This window comes from Mesorhizobium sp. M0045 (genome assembly GCF_040323385.1).
In the GTDB taxonomy this organism is placed as follows: domain Bacteria; phylum Pseudomonadota; class Alphaproteobacteria; order Rhizobiales; family Rhizobiaceae; genus Mesorhizobium.
The window spans coordinates 87,107-104,676 of record NZ_JAMYUY010000012.1 but is presented as its reverse complement, the minus strand read 5'-3'; the positions used below and the strand labels follow the sequence as shown (position 1 = coordinate 104,676).

General features: G+C 62.7%; 18 protein-coding genes. 8 read left to right on the top strand and 10 right to left on the bottom strand.

Going from position 1 to position 17,570, the window contains the following annotated elements:
• Positions 1-46 precede the first annotated feature (46 nt).
• A complete protein-coding gene (locus NKJ72_RS19715; protein ID WP_352478994.1) occupies positions 47-1,075 on the top strand; it encodes an NAD(P)/FAD-dependent oxidoreductase in 1,029 nt (342 codons plus the stop codon).
• 27 nt (positions 1,076-1,102) lie between these two features.
• Here the strand turns inward: NKJ72_RS19715 and NKJ72_RS19710 are convergent, their stop codons facing one another.
• A complete protein-coding gene (locus NKJ72_RS19710; RefSeq protein WP_352478993.1) occupies positions 1,103-2,584 on the bottom strand; it encodes an MDR family MFS transporter in 1,482 nt (493 codons plus the stop codon).
• Between the two features lie 215 nt (positions 2,585-2,799).
• The gene (locus NKJ72_RS19705) at positions 2,800-3,417 is read right to left on the bottom strand and encodes a DUF922 domain-containing Zn-dependent protease (protein WP_352478992.1); all 618 of its coding nucleotides are present in this window, start codon (positions 3,415-3,417) and stop codon (positions 2,800-2,802) included.
• Positions 3,418-3,513: 96 nt separating this feature from the next.
• On the opposite strand from NKJ72_RS19705, the gene folP reads away from it, so the two are divergent.
• From folP to folK, 3 genes are read left to right on the top strand one after another with little or no spacing between them, the layout of a single operon-like run.
• The gene (gene folP / locus NKJ72_RS19700) at positions 3,514-4,359 is read left to right on the top strand and encodes a dihydropteroate synthase (RefSeq protein ID WP_352478991.1); all 846 of its coding nucleotides are present in this window, start codon (positions 3,514-3,516) and stop codon (positions 4,357-4,359) included.
• A 3-nt stretch (positions 4,360-4,362) separates the two neighbouring features.
• A complete protein-coding gene (gene folB, locus NKJ72_RS19695; RefSeq protein WP_023674838.1) occupies positions 4,363-4,722 on the top strand; it encodes a dihydroneopterin aldolase in 360 nt (119 codons plus the stop codon).
• Positions 4,706-5,218: a 2-amino-4-hydroxy-6-hydroxymethyldihydropteridine diphosphokinase gene (gene folK, locus NKJ72_RS19690; protein WP_352478990.1), complete on the top strand. Its 513-nt coding sequence runs from the start codon at positions 4,706-4,708 to the stop codon at positions 5,216-5,218. Before folB ends, folK begins: the two co-directional genes overlap by 17 nt.
• Positions 5,219-5,242: 24 nt before the next feature.
• On the opposite strand, the gene NKJ72_RS19685 is transcribed toward folK, so the two are convergent.
• Entirely contained in the window at positions 5,243-5,794 is a 552-nt protein-coding gene (locus NKJ72_RS19685; RefSeq protein ID WP_502901872.1) for a DUF924 family protein, read from the bottom strand.
• A 17-nt stretch (positions 5,795-5,811) separates the two neighbouring features.
• Positions 5,812-7,647, bottom strand: coding sequence for a monovalent cation:proton antiporter-2 (CPA2) family protein (locus NKJ72_RS19680; protein ID WP_352478989.1), 1,836 nt, complete (start codon positions 7,645-7,647; stop codon positions 5,812-5,814).
• A gap of 229 nt (positions 7,648-7,876) precedes the next feature.
• Between NKJ72_RS19680 and NKJ72_RS19675 the strand changes: the two genes are divergently transcribed.
• Entirely contained in the window at positions 7,877-8,143 is a 267-nt protein-coding gene (locus NKJ72_RS19675; RefSeq protein WP_352478988.1) for a hypothetical protein, read from the top strand.
• A 62-nt stretch (positions 8,144-8,205) separates the two neighbouring features.
• Here the strand turns inward: NKJ72_RS19675 and NKJ72_RS19670 are convergent, their stop codons facing one another.
• From NKJ72_RS19670 to NKJ72_RS19655, 4 genes are all read right to left on the bottom strand, one after another.
• Positions 8,206-8,760: a hypothetical protein gene (locus tag NKJ72_RS19670; protein WP_352478987.1), complete on the bottom strand. Its 555-nt coding sequence runs from the start codon at positions 8,758-8,760 to the stop codon at positions 8,206-8,208.
• An 87-nt stretch (positions 8,761-8,847) separates the two neighbouring features.
• Entirely contained in the window at positions 8,848-9,942 is a 1,095-nt protein-coding gene (locus tag NKJ72_RS19665) for a YcjF family protein (protein ID WP_352478986.1), read from the bottom strand.
• Positions 9,939-11,417 (bottom strand): YcjX family GTP-binding protein, encoded by a 1,479-nt coding sequence (locus NKJ72_RS19660; protein ID WP_352478985.1) that lies wholly within the window; start codon positions 11,415-11,417, stop codon positions 9,939-9,941. Before NKJ72_RS19660 ends, NKJ72_RS19665 begins: the two co-directional genes overlap by 4 nt.
• A 62-nt stretch (positions 11,418-11,479) precedes the next feature.
• A complete protein-coding gene (locus NKJ72_RS19655; RefSeq protein WP_352478984.1) occupies positions 11,480-11,983 on the bottom strand; it encodes a SixA phosphatase family protein in 504 nt (167 codons plus the stop codon).
• 263 nt (positions 11,984-12,246) lie between these two features.
• Between NKJ72_RS19655 and dksA the strand changes: the two genes are divergently transcribed.
• Positions 12,247-12,663: an RNA polymerase-binding protein DksA gene (dksA, locus tag NKJ72_RS19650; RefSeq protein ID WP_023674847.1), complete on the top strand. Its 417-nt coding sequence runs from the start codon at positions 12,247-12,249 to the stop codon at positions 12,661-12,663.
• A gap of 82 nt (positions 12,664-12,745) precedes the next feature.
• On the opposite strand, the gene NKJ72_RS19645 is transcribed toward dksA, so the two are convergent.
• Positions 12,746-13,504, bottom strand: coding sequence for a hypothetical protein (locus NKJ72_RS19645; protein ID WP_352478983.1), 759 nt, complete (start codon positions 13,502-13,504; stop codon positions 12,746-12,748).
• Positions 13,505-13,705: 201 nt separating this feature from the next.
• On the opposite strand from NKJ72_RS19645, the gene cckA reads away from it, so the two are divergent.
• Together cckA and NKJ72_RS19635 are read left to right on the top strand one after the other, a co-directional pair.
• Positions 13,706-16,279 carry a cell cycle histidine kinase CckA gene (cckA, locus tag NKJ72_RS19640; RefSeq protein ID WP_352478982.1) on the top strand — a complete coding sequence of 858 codons (2,574 nt, stop codon included), beginning with the start codon at positions 13,706-13,708 and terminating at the stop codon, positions 16,277-16,279.
• An 83-nt stretch (positions 16,280-16,362) separates the two neighbouring features.
• Positions 16,363-17,073, top strand: coding sequence for a purine-nucleoside phosphorylase (locus NKJ72_RS19635; protein WP_254817383.1), 711 nt, complete (start codon positions 16,363-16,365; stop codon positions 17,071-17,073).
• 49 nt (positions 17,074-17,122) lie between these two features.
• Here the strand turns inward: NKJ72_RS19635 and NKJ72_RS19630 are convergent, their stop codons facing one another.
• On the bottom strand, positions 17,123-17,518 hold the full coding sequence (locus tag NKJ72_RS19630; protein WP_352478981.1) for a hypothetical protein: 396 nt from the start codon (positions 17,516-17,518) through the stop codon (positions 17,123-17,125).
• Positions 17,519-17,570 lie beyond the last annotated feature (52 nt).

The following is a 17,570-nucleotide window of genomic DNA, read 5'->3' as shown; positions in this document are numbered from 1 at the left end:
ATGGTCATGCAGTGTCGCGCCGTTTTCCCATAAAGGCGCATGCTTCATGACCGCTATCATCAAGACAGACGTACTCATTGTGGGGGCAGGGCCTGTCGGCCTGTTTGCGGTATTCGAGCTCGGCCTCTTCGACATGAAGTGCCATCTGATCGACATACTCGACCGGCCCGGCGGGCAGTGCGCCGAACTCTACCCGGAAAAGCCGATCTACGACATTCCGGGCTGGCCCTCGATCTCGGCACAAGGCCTGGTTGACAAGCTGCTTGAGCAGATCGCGCCGTTCAAGCCCGAATTCACCTATAACCGCATGGTTTCGGGCCTGGAAAGACTGGAGGACGGCAGCTTCCGCGTCACTACCGACGAAAACGAGGTGTTCGAAGCCAAAATAGTCGTGATAGCCGCTGGCGGCGGCTCTTTCCAGCCGAAGCGGCCGCCGATTCCGGGCATCGAACCCTATGAAGGCAAGAGCGTGTTCTACTCGGTGCGCCGGATGGAGGACTTTCGCGGCCATGACCTCGTCATCGTCGGCGGTGGCGATTCGGCGCTCGACTGGACGCTGAATCTGCAGCCAGTGGCCAAGAGCGTGACACTGGTGCACCGGCGGCCCGAATTCCGTGCAGCGCCCGACGGCGTCAACAAGATGTATGCCATGCAGGAGATGAAGCAACTGGAATTCCAGGTCGGACAGGTGACTGGCCTGACCGGCGCCGACGGCCAGCTCGCCTCCGCCATCATCAAGGGACCGGAGGGCGATATCGAAGTACCGTGTACGCGGATGCTGCCATTCTTCGGCCTGACGATGAAGCTCGGCCCAATCGCCGAATGGGGCCTCAATCTCCACGAGAACCTGATCCCGGTCGACACCGAAAAATTCCAGACGTCGGTGCCTGGCATCTTCGCCGTAGGCGACATCAACTGGTATCCCGGCAAGTTGAAGCTGATCCTGTCAGGCTTCCATGAGGTCGCTTTGATGGCGCAAGCAGCCAAGCGCATCGTCAGCCCCGGCGAGCGCATTGTGTTCCAGTATACGACCTCGTCGACCAGCTTGCAGAAGAAGCTCGGCGTGGTCGACTGACCCTCGCTGTATTTTTGTCGGGCCGGTCTACTCCGCCAACGCTGGGGCCACAGCCTCGGCATGGCCTCGAAGCGCTTTTTCCGGCATCAGCCAGAGCGTGATGAACGACAACAGCAAGGTTGCGGCCGCTGCAAGAAAGATCATCACGAACGGCATGGCCGAGGCAACATGGCCGGCCGGCTGCGTGCCTTCACTGGCCAGCGGCAGGCCGTAGCCAAGGGCGACCGCACCAAGCATGGCGACGCCAAGCGCACTGCCCAGCGAGCGGAGGAAGGTGAGAACGCCGGTCGCCACGCCAAGGTGCATACGATCGACGGCGTTCTGGACCGAGACAGTGGCAACCGGAAAGGTCGTGCCTGTGCCCAGGCCTACGCAGGTCGTCAACACCTCGACGAGCAACAGTGAGGCATGCCCGGCGACCAGGCTGAGCACGCCGAGGCACAGGATCGAGAAAACCGTTCCGATCATGGCAATGCGTTTATAGTGGAAAAAGCGCGGGATCATTCGCGCGCTGAAGGTCGCACCGGCCACCGTGCCGAGCATCAGCCCAAGCAACGCGGTGCCCGATTCGCTGACCGACAGGCCGACGACCGATTGCAGGTAGACCGGCAGATAGACCGACAAGCCGACATTGGCGGCCTGCAGCAGGAACATCGACAGCGTCCCGGCGAGAACGATCGGATTGCCGAGCACTTCGAGCGAGATCAGCGGTTCGGCCGCACGCAGCAGCCGCAGCGCGAACGCGCTCCAGAACACCGCTGAGCAGATGAGCAGTCCAAGGATTTCAGGCGACAGCCAGGGATACTCGCTGCCGCCCCAGTTCAAGGCAAGCAGCAGCAGCGAGGTGGCCGCGACCAGAAGCAGCGCGCCGAGGCCGTCGATGCGGTGATGTTTTGCGGAGATCGGCAGCTTCTTGAGCGGGTTGTTGATGATCGCCATCGCCAGCAGGCCGAGCGGAATGTTGATCCAGAAGATCAGCGACCAATGCAGATGTTCGGCGAAGGTGCCGCCGAGCAGCGGCCCGGCGATGCTGGCGACGGCCCAGGTGCCCGAGATCCAGGCGGCGTAGCGAGCCCGCTCGCGCGGCGGCACGAGGTCGCCGATCACGGTCTGCGTCAGGGCGAACAGCCCGCCGCCGCCGGCGCCCTGGATCGCCCGGCCGACAACCAGGACCAGCATGTTGGGGGCGGTGGCGCTGACCAGCGAGCCGGCGAGAAAGATCAGGATTGCAGCATAGATGGTCGGCCGGCGACCATAAATGTCGGAGATCTTGCCGTAGAGCGGCGCCACGGCGGTCGCGGTCAGAAGATAGCCGGTCACGATCCACGGCAGATACTCGGCATGGCCGAGCAGACGTGCCATCGTCGGCATCGCCGGCGCGACGATGGTCTGGTCGAGCGCTGCCAGCAGCATCGACAAAAGCACGCCGCCGATGATGGCGTTTTTCTCGGTTTCGGTCAGCGGCGTGCTGGTTTCCACCATCGCTTGCTTGTCGATAGCCTGGTCCATATCCGTTCATCCATTATGCCTGCGTGCGCGTCCGCGACGGGCTAGGAGCATCTAGTACGCCGATTGGCGTTTGCCGGAGGCTGACTCCTGCGAACCTGGCATATGTCGTTCGCTATAGGCCGATTTCGACAGCGGCTCGAAAGTTTTTCGAAGCTGGCACCATGTTTCGGCAAAATTGGCTTTGGTCCAAATTGGCTTTTCCGACGACGCGAAGTTCAGCCGGGAGCGAGCCGGCCGTTCTCAATGCGCTCGATGCGATAGTGCAAAAGCCGCAGGATACGGCTTTGGAAATTGACGCTTTCCACACGATCGAAGCGCATCTGCTCCTGGTCGTGCTTGGCGAGCATGGCCGCCGTTATTTTTGCGGCCTTGGCCTTGGCCAGTTCGCAGGTCTTTTCCGGATAGCTCGCCTTCAAGGCGTCTTCGAGTTCGCGGCCATGGTTCTTGGCAATCTCGACGTGGCGTTCCTCATGGCGCTTGATGTCGGCGGACAACGTATCCCAGAACAGCCTGACGCCTGCATCGGCTTTCCGCGGGCGGCGCCACTGCGGAAGGATCACCTTGACCTTGACGGTGACGACAGCGTCGGCAATCCAGCACGAGCCCGGCTTTTGCGCATAGCTGACGCGGGTGGTGAACGCCATCTGGGTAGCGCCTGGATGCCGCGACCCGGTGCTTTTCACCCGAGGCCCGAGTTTCGACAGCTGGGTCTCGATGTCGTCGAGCGTCCTGCCGCCGATCGGGAAATAACTATATGTCTTGACGAGAGTTGCAGCGCTGGCCGGGAATGCGGTCAGGGCGAGCATCAGGGCGCAAAGGAAGGATCGTTTCATCGTGTTGCCTCTTTGCCCACCTTGCTTTACCGCCGTCTCCGGCGCAACGGAATTGATCCCCGGCCACGCCGCGGGATCGGACATGGTTGATGGGCAATGATGACAGGGCGATGGCAGTTGGCCCACGGACGCCATCTCGACATTGGTGGCAAGGCCGTGGTCGTCGGCATCCTCAACATCACGCCGGACAGTTTTTCCGACGGCGGCCTGTTCGATGCGCCTGAAAAAGCAGTTGACCAGGCGCGCCGCATGGTCGGGGAGGGGGCCTCCGTCATCGACATCGGGGGAGAATCGACACGTCCCGGGGCGTCTGCGGTCTCCGCAAAGGAAGAGCAGGCGCGCATATTGCCGGTCATCGAGGCGCTCGCGACGTCTGGCGGAACGCTGATCTCGGTCGATACCTATCGCGAGGATACGGCCCGGCTCGCCGTCCAGGCCGGCGCACATATCGTCAATGATGTCTGGGGCCTGCAGCGCGAACCGGGCATTGCCCGCGTCGCGGCCGAAACCGGCGCCGGGCTTGTCATCATGCACACGGGACGGGATCGACAGAAACTGCCCGACGTGATTGCCGATCAGCTCTTCTTCCTCAGGAAGTCGCTGGACATTGCGCGACGGAGCGGTGTTGCCGACGACCATATCGTGCTCGACCCGGGCTTCGGCTTCGCCAAGGAAACGGCCGCCGAAAATCTTGACCTGATGGCACGGTTTTCCGAGCTTCGTGCGCTGGGTTTTCCACTGATGGCCGGCACATCGCGAAAGCGCTTTATCGGCACCGTCACCGGCCGCGACGCAGCCGCAAGGGGCGCCGGAACCGCGGCCACCAGCGTCATCCTGAGGCTCAAAGGCGCGCATCTTTTTCGTGTCCACGATGTCGCAATCAACGTGGATGCGTTGGCCATTGCCGATGCTATGCTGGCGCGTGAGATCGGGGAAAGCTGAGCCATGTATGTCATCCGCATGAAAAACTGCGCCTTCTTCGCTCGGCACGGTGTGCTGGACGAAGAAGAGACGCTCGGCCAGCGCTTTTATGTCGATGCGGCACTCACGGTGGATCCCGGACGGGCGCTGGTCGAGGATTCCATCGAGGACACCGTCAATTACGGCATCGCTTTTGCGGTCATCGAGAAGATCATTACAGGCGAGCGGCGCTTTCTGATCGAAGCGCTGGCGCTCGAAGTGGCGAGGGCGCTGACGGCGCGGTTTCCGCAGATCAAAAAGGCCGAGATCACCGTGCGCAAGCCGAATGCCCCGGTGCCGGGTGTGCTCGATCATGTCGAGGTGACCGTTGTCTGGCCAGAATAATACCGTCTATCTCAGTCTCGGCGGCAATCTCGGTGATCCGGCGAGGTCGATGGCTGCGGCACTGGGCATTCTGGATGCCGACGAGAGCACGCGCGTCGTTGCCGTCTCGTCGCTCTACCGCACGCCGCCCTGGGGCAAGCTCGATCAGCCGGATTTCCTCAATGCGGCGGCCGAAATCTCGACCGTGCTCGCACCGCGAGAGTTGCTGGACCTCTGCCTTGATGCCGAGCGAAAACTGAAGCGGGTGCGGGAGGAGCGCTGGGGGCCGCGCCTGATCGATATCGACATTCTGGTGTTCGGCGACCGCGTTATCCACGAGACGGGGCTGGAGGTGCCGCATCCGCGCATGCTGGAGCGCGCCTTCGTGCTGGCACCGCTGGCAGAAATTGCGCCGGAGCTTGTGGTCGACGGCAAGAGCGTGTCGGAGCGGCTGGCCGCCGTCGACACATCGGGCATTGAACGGCTGCCGTCAGGCCGGGATTGGTGGAAGGCCTGACGCTGCCTCCATCGGTGCCCGAAATCAGCCGGAAAACCCACCTCCGTCGAGGAACATTTGTTCGTCCGGTGTCGTCTCGCGGCCAAGCATCCTGTTTCGGTGCGGAAAGCGGCCGAAGCGCTGGATGATGTCGCGATGCTCGATCGCATATTTCAGGTAGGACGGAGCCTTGGCGGCGGTAAGCTCCACCGATTTGAGCTGATCGGCGAGGTCCTCCGAATGCTCATAGGGCAGATAGAGAAAAACGCGGAGCTCTTCGTCGAGCGCCAGGTCATGGCCGGCAGCGATTGCCTTCCCGGCGAAATGCCGCGCCAGCGGGTCCGTGGCGTACATGTGGCCGGTGCCGCGAAAGCAGTTTCGCGGAAACTGGTCGAGGAGGATCATCAGTGCCAGAGACCCTTCGGCGTGTTCAGACCAGCCGTCGCATTCGCGGCCGGCGGCGGCGAAGTGCAGATCGAAAAACCGGGTGCGGAAGTCGGCATCAAAGGCGTCGTTCTTCTCGAACCAAGCCTCCTCCCCGGCGTCGCGCCAGAATCTGGTGACGGAGAGAGCGCGCTCGTCCAGTTCGTTCATCATTCGCGTCATTCCAAGGTTTAATCGGCCGGTTCGGATTTCTGCAGCACGCCGGCGGTCTCTTCGTTGAGCGCCTGGCCCGCGCGCCGTGGCGTGCTGAGCGGCGTCGGAATGGGGGTGCCGATATTGCCTTTGAGAAAGCGTCGCCCGGCGCGGATGCCTTCGGCCAGCTGAAGTTCGAAACGGGCAGCGTCGCGGCGACGGACATCCTCGATGACCTCGGCGACCTCTTCTGGGTCGACGCCAAGGGCTTCCAGTGTCGAGCCGCCGAAGACAAGCGCCGATTCGAAGGTCTCGCGGAGCTGATAGTCGACGCCGGCACGAATGAGCTGCAACGCCGTACCGCGGTCGAAAGCCCGTGCCAGCACCGTCAGCAAGGGAAACTCCGCCTTGATCAGTTCGGCGATGCGCACGGCGGCATCGGGCTTGTCGACGCAGATCAGCACTGCGCGTGCCCGCCCGGCTCCCGCGGCACGCAGGATGTCCAGCCGCGTGCCGTCGCCATAATAGACCTTGAAGCCGAAATCGGCTGCCGCCTGGATCATTTCGACCTCATTGTCGATGATCGATACGTCGATCCCGCGCAATAAAAGCGGCTGGCTGGCGATCTGGCCGAACCGGCCAAAGCCGATGATCAGCACGCTGCCGGTCAGGCCGTTGGCGACATCGACCCCTTCAAGCGACTGCTCGTCGCGCGGCGCCAGATACCGCAGGGCTATAATTGCCAACGGCGTCAGCACCATGGAAATGATGACGATAGCGGTCAGCATCGCATTGGCCTGGCTATCGATGATCCCGACTGCCGCTGCTGCGGAATAGAGGACGAAGGCGAATTCGCCGCCTTGCGCCATAAAGACCGCGCGCTCGAGCGCTTCCCGATGGCCGGTTTTGAGAAGGCGGGCGACGATATAGATGCCGATCGCCTTCATCATCATGTAGGCGACGACATAGATGGCAATGAGCTGCCAGTTGACGACGACCACATGCAGGTCAAGTGACATGCCGACGGCGAGGAAGAACAGCCCGAGCAGAATGCCGCGGAACGGTTCGATGTCGGCCTCCAGCTGGTGGCGGAAGGTCGATTCCGACAAGAGTACGCCGGCCAGGAAGGCGCCCATCGCCATCGACAGGCCGGAAAGCTGCATGGCGAGCGCCGATCCGAGAACGACCAGAAGGGCGGCTGCGGTCATCACCTCGCGGGCGCGCGCATCCGCCAGGATACGGAAGAACGGATTGAGCAGATAGCGTCCTGCAAGCACCAGCCCGACGATCGCGGCAAGGCCGATACCGACCTCCGTCAACCGATCCGACAGGCTCATATCGGCGCCGCCCGGCGCGAGGAAGGCGATCAGCGCCAGCAGCGGCACGATGGCCAGGTCTTCCAAAAGCAGGACCGAAACGATGCGCTGGCCCTTGGGCGTGGCCAGTTCGCCGCGTTCTTCCAGCAATTGCATGACGATGGCCGTCGAGGTGAGCACGAAACCGGCGCCGGCGACGAAGGATTGCGCGATAGGAAAACCTCCCGCCAGCCCGACGCCGGTCAGCAGGACCGCGCAGACGCCGACCTGCAGCGCGCCAAGCCCGAAGATCTCGCGGCGCAGGCCCCACAGCCGTGACGGCTGCATCTCCAGTCCGATGATGAACAGGAACATGACGACGCCGAGTTCGGCGACATGAAGAATGGCTTCCGATTCGGAAAAGATGCGCAGCCCAAACGGGCCGATCACGACGCCGGCCGTCAAATAGCCGAGGATGGAGCCAAGTCCCATGCGCCTGAAGATCGGCACCGCAACGACGCCGGCGGCAAGCAGCGCCACCACCTGGATCAGATCGCTGTTCGATGCCTCTGCCGCCATGCCTGCCGTTCCGCTCTCTTGCAACAAGCTGCCAAGATAGGGGCTTCGGAGCGGATCGAACAGTGCGAATCCGGTGCGTCGTGGAAGCGATATTGCAGGCGCACTGCACAGGATAATGGGCCTCCGGGCGTTGCTTGTTCCAGCGATCCGGCGCTAAGGACGCCCGGCTTCGGCCAGTGGAGGGTGAGCGACGATCAAGTCGCGGCCCTTTTTGAGGAGATTGACTGACATGAAGACGTTTTTGCTGGTTGCTGTTGGTATCGCGGCACTTGCCGGCTCCGCCTGTTCCAAGGCACCGGAGTGCACGACCGAGATGCTGACCAAGAAGGCTCAGGACATGACTGCAGCGCTTCAGGCTGCGATTACCAAGGATCCGGCCAAGGCAGCCGATCTCACAGCCAAGGTCCAAGCGGTCACAACCAAGTATCCGGGTGGCACAACAGCGGCTGACGCCTGCAAGGCCTATGACGAGCTGACTGCGGCGATCAAAGGCTGAGCGCCCATTGCATGTCAAAGAGGGCGGCGCCGTTTGGCTGCCGCCTTTTTCATGCCGGAGACTCAGTTCGGAGCGATGGAGCCAACTTCTACCGCATCGACCCGCTTCAACTTCATGCCGATGACCGGGACCAGTTGCTGGTCGACGCGCACGGCAACGGTCACCGTCATCGAATTGTCGTCTGGGACAAGCGCCTGCATTACGCCGCGCAACTGATTGCGATTGATGGTGAAAACCACCTTGTGCGCATCGACGACATTGCCACCGATAATGTCGAGGCCGGACCCGGCGGCGCCGCCCATGAAGCTGCCCTTGTAGCCCTGGCGGCCCTTGTGCTCGATCGTTGCCGACATCTGCTGGGTGAACATGCCGACCCGGCAGCCGCCGTCGAGCGACATGCCGACTTTGCCGTCAGGCGTCGAGCCGGTGAAGCTGCAGGTGAATTTCGTGCCCTTGTATTTGCCGGCGACGATTTCTCCGGGGCCGACCCATTTGCCTTCGACCGATCGAAAGAACTGCTTGTCCGGTTCCGCCCCCGTAGCCCTTCCGGCAATGCCGACGGTTGCGACAAGCGCGAGCGCCACGGGCAGCCCGCTGGACAGAATAACGCTTTTCATCGACGACACCCGGCAACAAAGAGACTGGTTTGGACGCTTCCGACCATGAACAAGATTGGTTAATGCTTTGTCACCCCAAGGCAATAGTCACGTTCGGGAAACGGATGTTTCTTTTTCTTTCTTTGCTGCAAAGGACGTCAGCGCGGAGAGGAAATCGCCTAATCCAGGCCGCCTGACCGCGTAAAAGGGCAGGGGCCTTGCGGTTTCCATCGCTGCAATGCCGATGCGCGCCGTCATCATGCCGTTGACGACGCCTTCGCCGAGCTTTGCCGACAGCCGGGCCGCAAGGCCGTGGCCGACGATCTGCTGGACAAAACTGTCGCCGACGGCGATCGACCCGGTGACCGCGAGATGGGCGAGAACGCTGCGCGCCAGGCGAAAGAAGCCAAGCGTGCCCGGGCGGCCGCCATAGAGCTCCGACAGCCGCCGAATCAGCCGGCCGGCTTCAAATACGACATAGGCGACGTCGACCAGCGCGCGCGGGCTGACCGCGGTCACCAGGGACACACGCTTTGCCGCTTCGAGGATCATCACCTTCGCGCGGGCGTCGAGCGGGCCGAGGATCTCGGTCTCGGCCAGGCGCACCAGATTGCCGCCGTCAATGATCTCGCCGCGCAATTCGGCCAGCGAGCGCCTGCCGGCCGCGGTTTCGGGCTTGGCCGAGACAAAGACCGACAACTCGTCGACCACGGCTCGGGCGGTCTTCGGATCGTCACGGGCAATCGCATCGAGCGCCCGCTTCTGCAACTTTTCGACCTCGGCAAGCCGGGCAATCGCCATGAACTCGCGCACGAGGATGATCAGAAGCGCCAGGATGGCGATCGCGGCCATGCCGGCGGCCAGCCAGCCCAGCCACTCGGCGCGCTCGAACAGGTCGCGAATCAGCTGGTCGGTCCAGAGGCCGACGGCGAGCGAAACCAGAACACCCAGCGCGCCGAAGAACAGGCTGCCAAGCAGCGAACGTTTTCGCGGCGCAATCGCCGGCGGCGGCTCGGCAGCGACGATGTCAGGCTCGTCGAAGACGTCGATCTCCGCCGGTGTGACCACGGCCAGATCCGCCCTCACGGTACGCGGCTTTCGCGCCGGCGCGGCCTCGGACCCAGCATGGCGAGCCGTGGAATCTTCCTTCTGCTGGGGCTCCGGCTCGATGCGAAAGGCCGCCGGTCTGCGGGGCGCACTCATGCGAGATGATCTCCGATCAGGAACTGCAGCGCGCGGTCGAGCCTGATATGTGGCAGCGACAGCGTGACGCCCTCGGCGGTGCGCTCGAGCTTCGGCGGGCGAAAGCGCACGAAGCGGATTGCGGGGTCGTCATTGTTCTGCCGGCGGGTCGATTCGGAAACGTCGAACAACGCATCAACTTTCTCCGGCAAATCCCCGGGAAATATGGCTGTTTCGGTCTTTCCGTCAAAGGTTTCGCCGTTGATTTTTTCGCCACGCAATGGCGTGCCGATAATGACCGGCAAAGTCTCGCGGCCCTGCTTGACCGTGCCTTCACGGGTCGCGCGCATGGCCGCCATGGCGACGACGTCGACGTCAGCGCCGGTGAAATTCGCCCGCGCCACGGCGCGGTCGGCTAGCCGCCGCACGATGGCCTGCAGGCGGTCGTGGCTTTCGTGGTGCAGGTGGTCGGCCTTGGTCGCGGCCACCAATATGCGGTCGATGCGCCTCGAAAACAGATCGGTCAGGAAGTTGCCCCGGCCGGGCCGGAAACAGGACAGGATTTCGGTGACCGCGCGCTCCAGATCGGCCATCGCGCCGGGGCCCGCATTCAATGCCTGCAATGCGTCGATGAGCACGATCTGGCGGTCGAGACGCGTGATGTGTTCGCGAAAGAACGGTTTAACGACATGCGTTTTGTAAGCCTCGTAGCGCCGCTCCATCATAGCCTGCAGCGATCCCGAGCGGGCGCGCCGGCCGTCCAGATTCGGCAGCGGCGCGAAAGTGAGAGCGGGCGAGCCTTCAAGATCGCCGGGCATCAGAAAGCGGCCGGGCGGCAAGGTCGAAAGCGCCCGCTCGTCGAGCTTGCAGGCCCTGAGATAGGCCGCGAAGCTCTCGGCGAGACGGCGCGCCGTCATCTCGTCGGCGTCGGCGTTGGGGTCGACTGGATTGGAGAGCGCCCGCCATTCCCGCGAAAGATCGACACGCACCGGCAACACGGCCATCTCGAAGCCCTCACGCGAAAAATCGGCGTAGGACTTGCCGAGCAGCGGCAGGTCGAGCAGCCATTCGCCGGGATAATCGACGATGTCGACCGACAATTTGCCGGCGGAAAACATGCGGCTCCAGCCAGAGGCCGATTCGTATTCGATGGTGAGCCTCAGTTCGGAAATCGCACGCGTCGAATCCGGCCAGACGCGCTCGTCGACAAGAGCCGCGATGTGATCCTCGTACTGGAAGCGTGGTACGGCGTCGTCCGGCTGCTCTTCGAGAAAAGCCCGGGCGATGCGCCCCGATTTTTGTGCCTCAAACAGCGGCAAGCGTCCACCATGGACCAGATTGTGTACAAGGGCCGAGATGAACACCGTCTTGCCGGCGCGGGACAGCCCGGTCACGCCAAGCCGCAGCGACGGAGCGAAAAGCCCGGCAGCGCGGCCTGACAACGTATCCAAGGCAATCTTGGCCTCGTCGGTAAAAGTCGTCAGCGATGATGCCAAATCTGTTCTCGCGGGCCGGTCAGGCTCCGATATAGGCTTTGATGCGCGGCTTTGAAATGGCCTCAGATATCCGCAGGCGTCAGGAAGGCTTCGAGATAGCCGGTGCCTGGCGCAGCCTCGGCAAGTCCGCCGTTGAACCGGACCACGGCAAGTGCGGAGGTCGGGAAGCCGTGGTTCAGCATGGCCCGCGCGGTCTCGTTGCCGTCGCCCGACAGCGCCATGGCGAGATCCTCAATCATCGGATTGTGGCCGATGGCGAGCAAGGCATCCAGCCCGCCATTCTGCCGGATGGCAGTGAGGTATGCGGCGGCATCGTCGCTGTAGAGGGTGTCACAGAACAGCACCCGGCCCGTGTTGGTATGGCCAGCCAAGCTTTCCAGCGTCTGGCGGGCGCGCTTGGCGCTTGAGCAAAGGGTGAGGGCCGGTGCGTATTTGCGGGAACGCATCAGTACGCCCATCGCTTCGGCGTCGGCGAAGCCGGATTGATCGAGCGGGCGGTCGAAGTCAGCCACACCAGGCAGCGCCCAGCCGGCCTTCGCATGCCTCAGCAGGTAAAGTCTGGTCACGGAACCCCCGATAATGTCGGGTACCGACCGGTCAAATGCGGCCGCAGGAATTAGCCATCAGAAGCGCTTCGCGCGCAATGCCGATGCCCCCTCAAGCATAATGAATCATGCGCGAATTCGGGCGTGCCGTTCATGCGAATGATGTCGCCAATGTCGGTTTGTCCCACATAAACAAATGCGTGAAACTGTCGTCGATTGCGCTTGTGCAGTTTTCGGTCCGCGAATATATAGGCGCCAAATTTGGGGTTTGTTGGGTGAGTCGAATGAACGACATCGTTACCGCCGATTACGTACCCTCCGAAGACGAGCCGTTTATGAACGAGCGGCAGAAATCCTACTTTCGCATGAAGCTCGTCACCTGGAAGAACGACATCTTGCGCGAAGCGCGCGAAACTCTCGAAATCCTGCAGCAGGAAAACGCCAACCACCCTGACCTCGCCGATCGCGCCTCCTCCGAAACCGACCGCGCCATCGAACTTCGCGCCCGCGATCGCCAGCGAAAACTCATCTCCAAGATCGATTCGGCCCTCCAGCGCCTTGACGAAGGCACTTACGGTTACTGCGAGGAGACGGGCGAGCCGATCGCGCTGAAGCGGCTCGACGCGCGCCCGATCGCCACCTTGTCGATCGAGGCACAGGAGCGCCATGAGCGGCGCGAGAAGGTCTACCGCGACGACTGAGCAGGCGGGAAAAACACGGCATCGGTAGAGCGTTCAAAATGGCCGGTTTTCCGGCCATTTTCATTGGCCGTTCGCTATCGCCCTATCTTTTCTGATTGGACAACTCGCCGAGGAGCTTCGTCATCTCGTCGTCGAGAGAGGGCGATGCCTTCGCCACCGGCTTGCTCGCCGTTTGGCTGAAGCGTGGCTCGTCGAGGGAAACCTCCAGCTCCTTCATCAGCGCATCGTCGATCGACTCATGCTGTGCCGGCGGCTCGTATCTTGCCGGGGAGTCCTGTCTTGCCGGCTGCGGCGCATGCCGCGAGGCATTGGCATTGACGGATCCATAACTTGGCAACGGTGTAACGTTCGATGCCGGTTTCGGCGCCGGCGTAGGCGCCGGCATTGTTGCCGCCATCGTCGCCGTCTGGCGGGCTCGGACAGGGGGTGCGGCCGCGCTTGCCGGCTGCGGCGGCGCTTGCCTCGCCGGCGCGGCTGTGGTCTGAGCTGGCCTTGCTGCCGGCTGATGGCTGTTGTCTCCGGTCAATGCCGGGCGGCGCAGCGCCGAGAGCCTGATGTCGCGCTCGACGACGACGTCGGTCGGACCACCGATCAAGAGCAGGTGCTCGATATCGTCGCGGCGCACCAGCACCAGCCGCCGGTGACTGTCGACCGCTGTGGCATCCATGACAGCCAGCCGCGTCTTGCGGTTCCTGCCCCCGGCGACGAATGTTCCGAATGTCAGGCTGCGGACCAGCCTGATGATAAGAAGAATGATGAGCAGCAGGACAAGTACTGCAAACGTCCATAGGATTGCTGCGGCATAACCAGGCCCCGCCACGCCATCCAGCCATTGCAGCATTGGTTCCCCCAAAATCAGCTTTCGAAGAGAGGCGACACTAGACTGTTGCGGCAGGCCACCGCAAGTTGCCTTTCACGCTTCGTGAACAGCTCGAAACCGGGAGCCGAACGGCGTCATTTTTAGCGGACATCTGCCGCCGGGCCTTTTCCCGACCCTGAGAATATGATTCAACCGACGCCGGAATTCACGAGCAGGGGGCACATGGCCAAGGAAGCGCGCGGCGATTTCTATCCGGTACCTATCGTCGACCAGAACACGCGACCGGGCGCGGTCGCCCGGCTGATCGTTTTCATCGTCGTCCTGACAGGGGCAGCGATCGTCTTCGGCCTTTTCCGAGAGCGACTTGGCGATCCATTCCTGCTCGGCATGCTTGGCGTGCTGGCGATGATCGGCGTCGGCTTTCTATTCGCCACTGCGATCGGCTTCGTGCATATCACGCCGCGCTCGACAAGCGACGAACTGTCGAAAGCTTTCGTCGATTCGATGTCACAAGGTCTCCTGGTCACCGACACCAAAGGCCGTATCATCTACGCCAACCGGACCTATGCCGATATGACGGGTGCCGAGTCGGCCGCCGACATCAAGACGGTCGAAAGTTTGCTTTCAGACGTTCCCGAGGCCTCGGTGACCATATACCGGCTGGCGTCGGGCCTGCGCGACGGCCAGCCGGGCGACGGCGAGTTTCGGCTTGCGCAGTCCATTCGGCCAGGCGCCGAACCGGGCGCGCGCTGGTACCGCGTCCGGGCCCGCGCGTTCAGCGTTCCAGGCCAGCGGCTGCCGATGCTTGCCTGGCAGCTTGCCGATATCTCGCAGGAACGGGCCGAGCAGGAGCGGTTCTTTCTCGACCTGCAAAAGGCGATCGATCACCTCGATCACGCGCCGGCCGGTTTCTTTTCGGCCGACCAGGAAGGCCGCGTCACCTATATCAACGCGACCCTTGCGGAGTGGCTGGGCATCGACCTGGCCAGCTTCACTCCCGGCGCCATCACGCTGCCGGAGATCGTCGCCGGCGACGGCATGGCGCTGGTCCGTTCGGTCAAGGCCGACGCTGGTACCACGCGCAATGCCGTTATCGACCTCGATCTGACGACGATGACCGGCGAGGCGCTGCCGGTGCGCTTCATGCATCGTGTCTCGGCCAGCCGAGAGGGGCTCAACGGCCCGACTCGCACCATCGTGCTCAACCGGACGCAAGGCGAGGACGCTTCGGCCGACCTCCGTGCATCGGAAATACGCTTCACGCGGTTCTTCAACTCGACGCCGATGGCGATAGCCGGCGTCGATCATGCCGGCCGCATCCTGCGCACCAATGCGCCGTTCCTGTCGCTGTTTTCCTCGGTCGTCGACCGCGACGCGGTCGATCGGCGTGTGCGGCTGGATACGGTGATCCACGAGCGCGACCGGCCGGCTTTCGCCGCGGCCTTTGAAAAGGCACGCCAGCGACAGGCTGACATCGAGCCGATCGATACGGTGCTGCCCGGCAATGAGGAGCGCCACATACGCTTCTACGTCAATGCGGTCGCTGACGGCACCGGCGGCGAGGGCGCCGAGGAATCGGCCATCGTCTATGCCGTGGAAACCACCGAGCAAAAGGCCCTCGAGGGCCAGATGGCGCAGAGCCAGAAAATGCAGGCGGTCGGCCAACTCGCCGGCGGCATCGCGCATGATTTCAACAATGTGCTGACCGCCATCATCATGGCCTCGGACCTGCTGTTGACCAACCACCGGCCGTCCGATCCGTCATTCCCGGACATCATGAACATCAAGCAGAACGCCAACCGGGCGGCCTCGCTGGTGCGGCAGTTGCTGGCCTTCTCGCGCAAGCAGACACTGCGGCCGGAGGTGCTCAACCTGACCGACGTGCTCGCCGATCTAAGGATGCTGCTTGCCCGGCTGGTCGGCAACGACGTCAAGCTCAAGATCGACCATGGCCGCGACCTGTGGCCGGTCAGGGTCGATATCGGGCAATTCGAGCAAGTGGTGGTCAATCTGGCGGTCAATGCACGCGACGCGATGCCGGCCGGCGGCGAACTCACCGTACGTACCCGCAACGTCAGCGCAGGGGAGTGCAAGACCTTTTCCTATCGCGAACTTACACCGGCCGACTATGTGCTGGTCGAGGTCGAGGACAGCGGCAGCGGCATCGCGCCTGATGTGCTGAAAAAGATCTTCGAGCCCTTCTTCACGACAAAGGAGGTTGGCAAGGGAACTGGCCTCGGCCTGTCCATGGTCTATGGCATCATCAAGCAGACAGGCGGCTTCATCTTCTGCGATTCCGAAGTCGGCAAGGGATCCGTGTTCCGCATCTTCCTGCCGCGGCACATTGCGGAGGCAAAGAAGGCGGGCGAGGCTGGAGAGGCGCCGGCCGCACCTACCAGGATCGCCGACTCAGCCAAGGACCTGTCGGGCTCGGCCACGGTGCTGCTGGTCGAGGACGAGGACGCCGTGCGCATGGGCGGCATGCGGGCGCTGAAATCGCGCGGCTACACCGTCCACGAGGCGTCGTCCGGCGTCGAGGCGCTTGAGGTCTACGAAGCGCTCGGCGGCAAGGTCGACGTCGTGGTGTCGGACGTGGTGATGCCGGAAATGGACGGCCCGACGCTGCTCGGCGAATTGCGCAAACGGCAGCCCGACATCAAGTTCATCTTCGTGTCCGGCTATGCCGAAGACGCGTTCGCCAAGAACTTGCCGGCCGACGCGCATTTCGGCTTCTTGCCGAAGCCGTTTTCGCTCAAGCAATTGGCCACGATCGTAAAGGACATGCTGGAATCCTGACCCTTCCAACGCTCCGCTTGCGCAATGTCGTGAGACTGCCATGATTGCAGGCGAAACGGGCGACGGGTTTTGGAAAGCATGCCGTGACGCCACACAACGAAGCTAGCAAAGGCGACTACGCAAGCACGGTGCTGCTGCCGGGCGACCCGCAGCGCGCTGAATGGATGGCGGAAACCTTTCTGGAAGCGCCGCGCTGCGTCAACCGCCGCCGCGGCGCGCTCGGCTTTACCGGGCTGTTTCGCGGCAAACCTGTCAGCATCCAATCCACCGGCATCGGCGTCTCTTCGTTCCTGGTCTATGTGCATGAGCTGCTGGACTTCTATGGTGCGAAAACACTGATCCGCACTGGTACCTGCGGTGGCCTGACCGCCGAGATGGCGCTGCGCAGCCTGGTGATCGCGCAATCGGTGCGTGGCGAAAATGCGGAGAGCGGCCAGGTTTTTGGACTCTATCGTGCCGATGCCGGCCCCGATCCGGCATTGTTGACCCAGGCATTGGCCCGAGCTTCGGAACTCGGCATCGACCATCGGGCCGGGCTGACCATTTGCAGCGATATTTTCTATCATCCGCTGGGGCGCGAACGCTTTGCCGAAGCACAGGCACAGGGCGCGCTCGCCGTGGACATGGAAACCAGCGCACTCTACCGCATTGCGGCCGATTTCGGCGCTCGGGCGCTGTCGATCCTGACCGTCGTCGACAACGTGGCAACCGGCGAGCAGACCGACTATTCCGAACGCCAGGGGCTTTTCACCGATATGACCCGGCTGGCGCTCGATCTGGCGGCGGAGAGCTAGGCGGCTTTGTGCTTCGGAGTACGGAACCTCGCCAGGTTCCGTACTTTTTTCAACGCTTCGTGCAGGTCGAGGCGGTAAAGGCGCCGTCTGGCTGCTTCATGATGATGTCGAAGGACGGGGTGGTTCCGCTTTCCAGCGTCGCCTGCGTAAGCGAGATCGAGTTGCCGCCACTGGTATAGCCACCCAGCGGACCTAGCCAGGTGATCACGCCGTCTGAATCCATCTGGTAATTGTAGCTCTGCGGCGCGATGCCGAAGCTCACAGGACCGCTATAGACGTTTCCCTTGATGGTGATGTCGCCGAGGCTGAGGAACATGCCAAGCAGATAGACTTCGCAATGATAGGAGCCGTCCGGCAGCTTGCCGTCGCTGAAGCCGGCGCGCGCTACGGTCGTCGCCGCCAGCAGAAGCATGGCGGTGAAAATGCAAGAAGCTCTGAAAGCCATTTGATCGCTCGTTAAAGGGGTTCAAACTTGCCCATTTCGCCGCGGCGCTGCA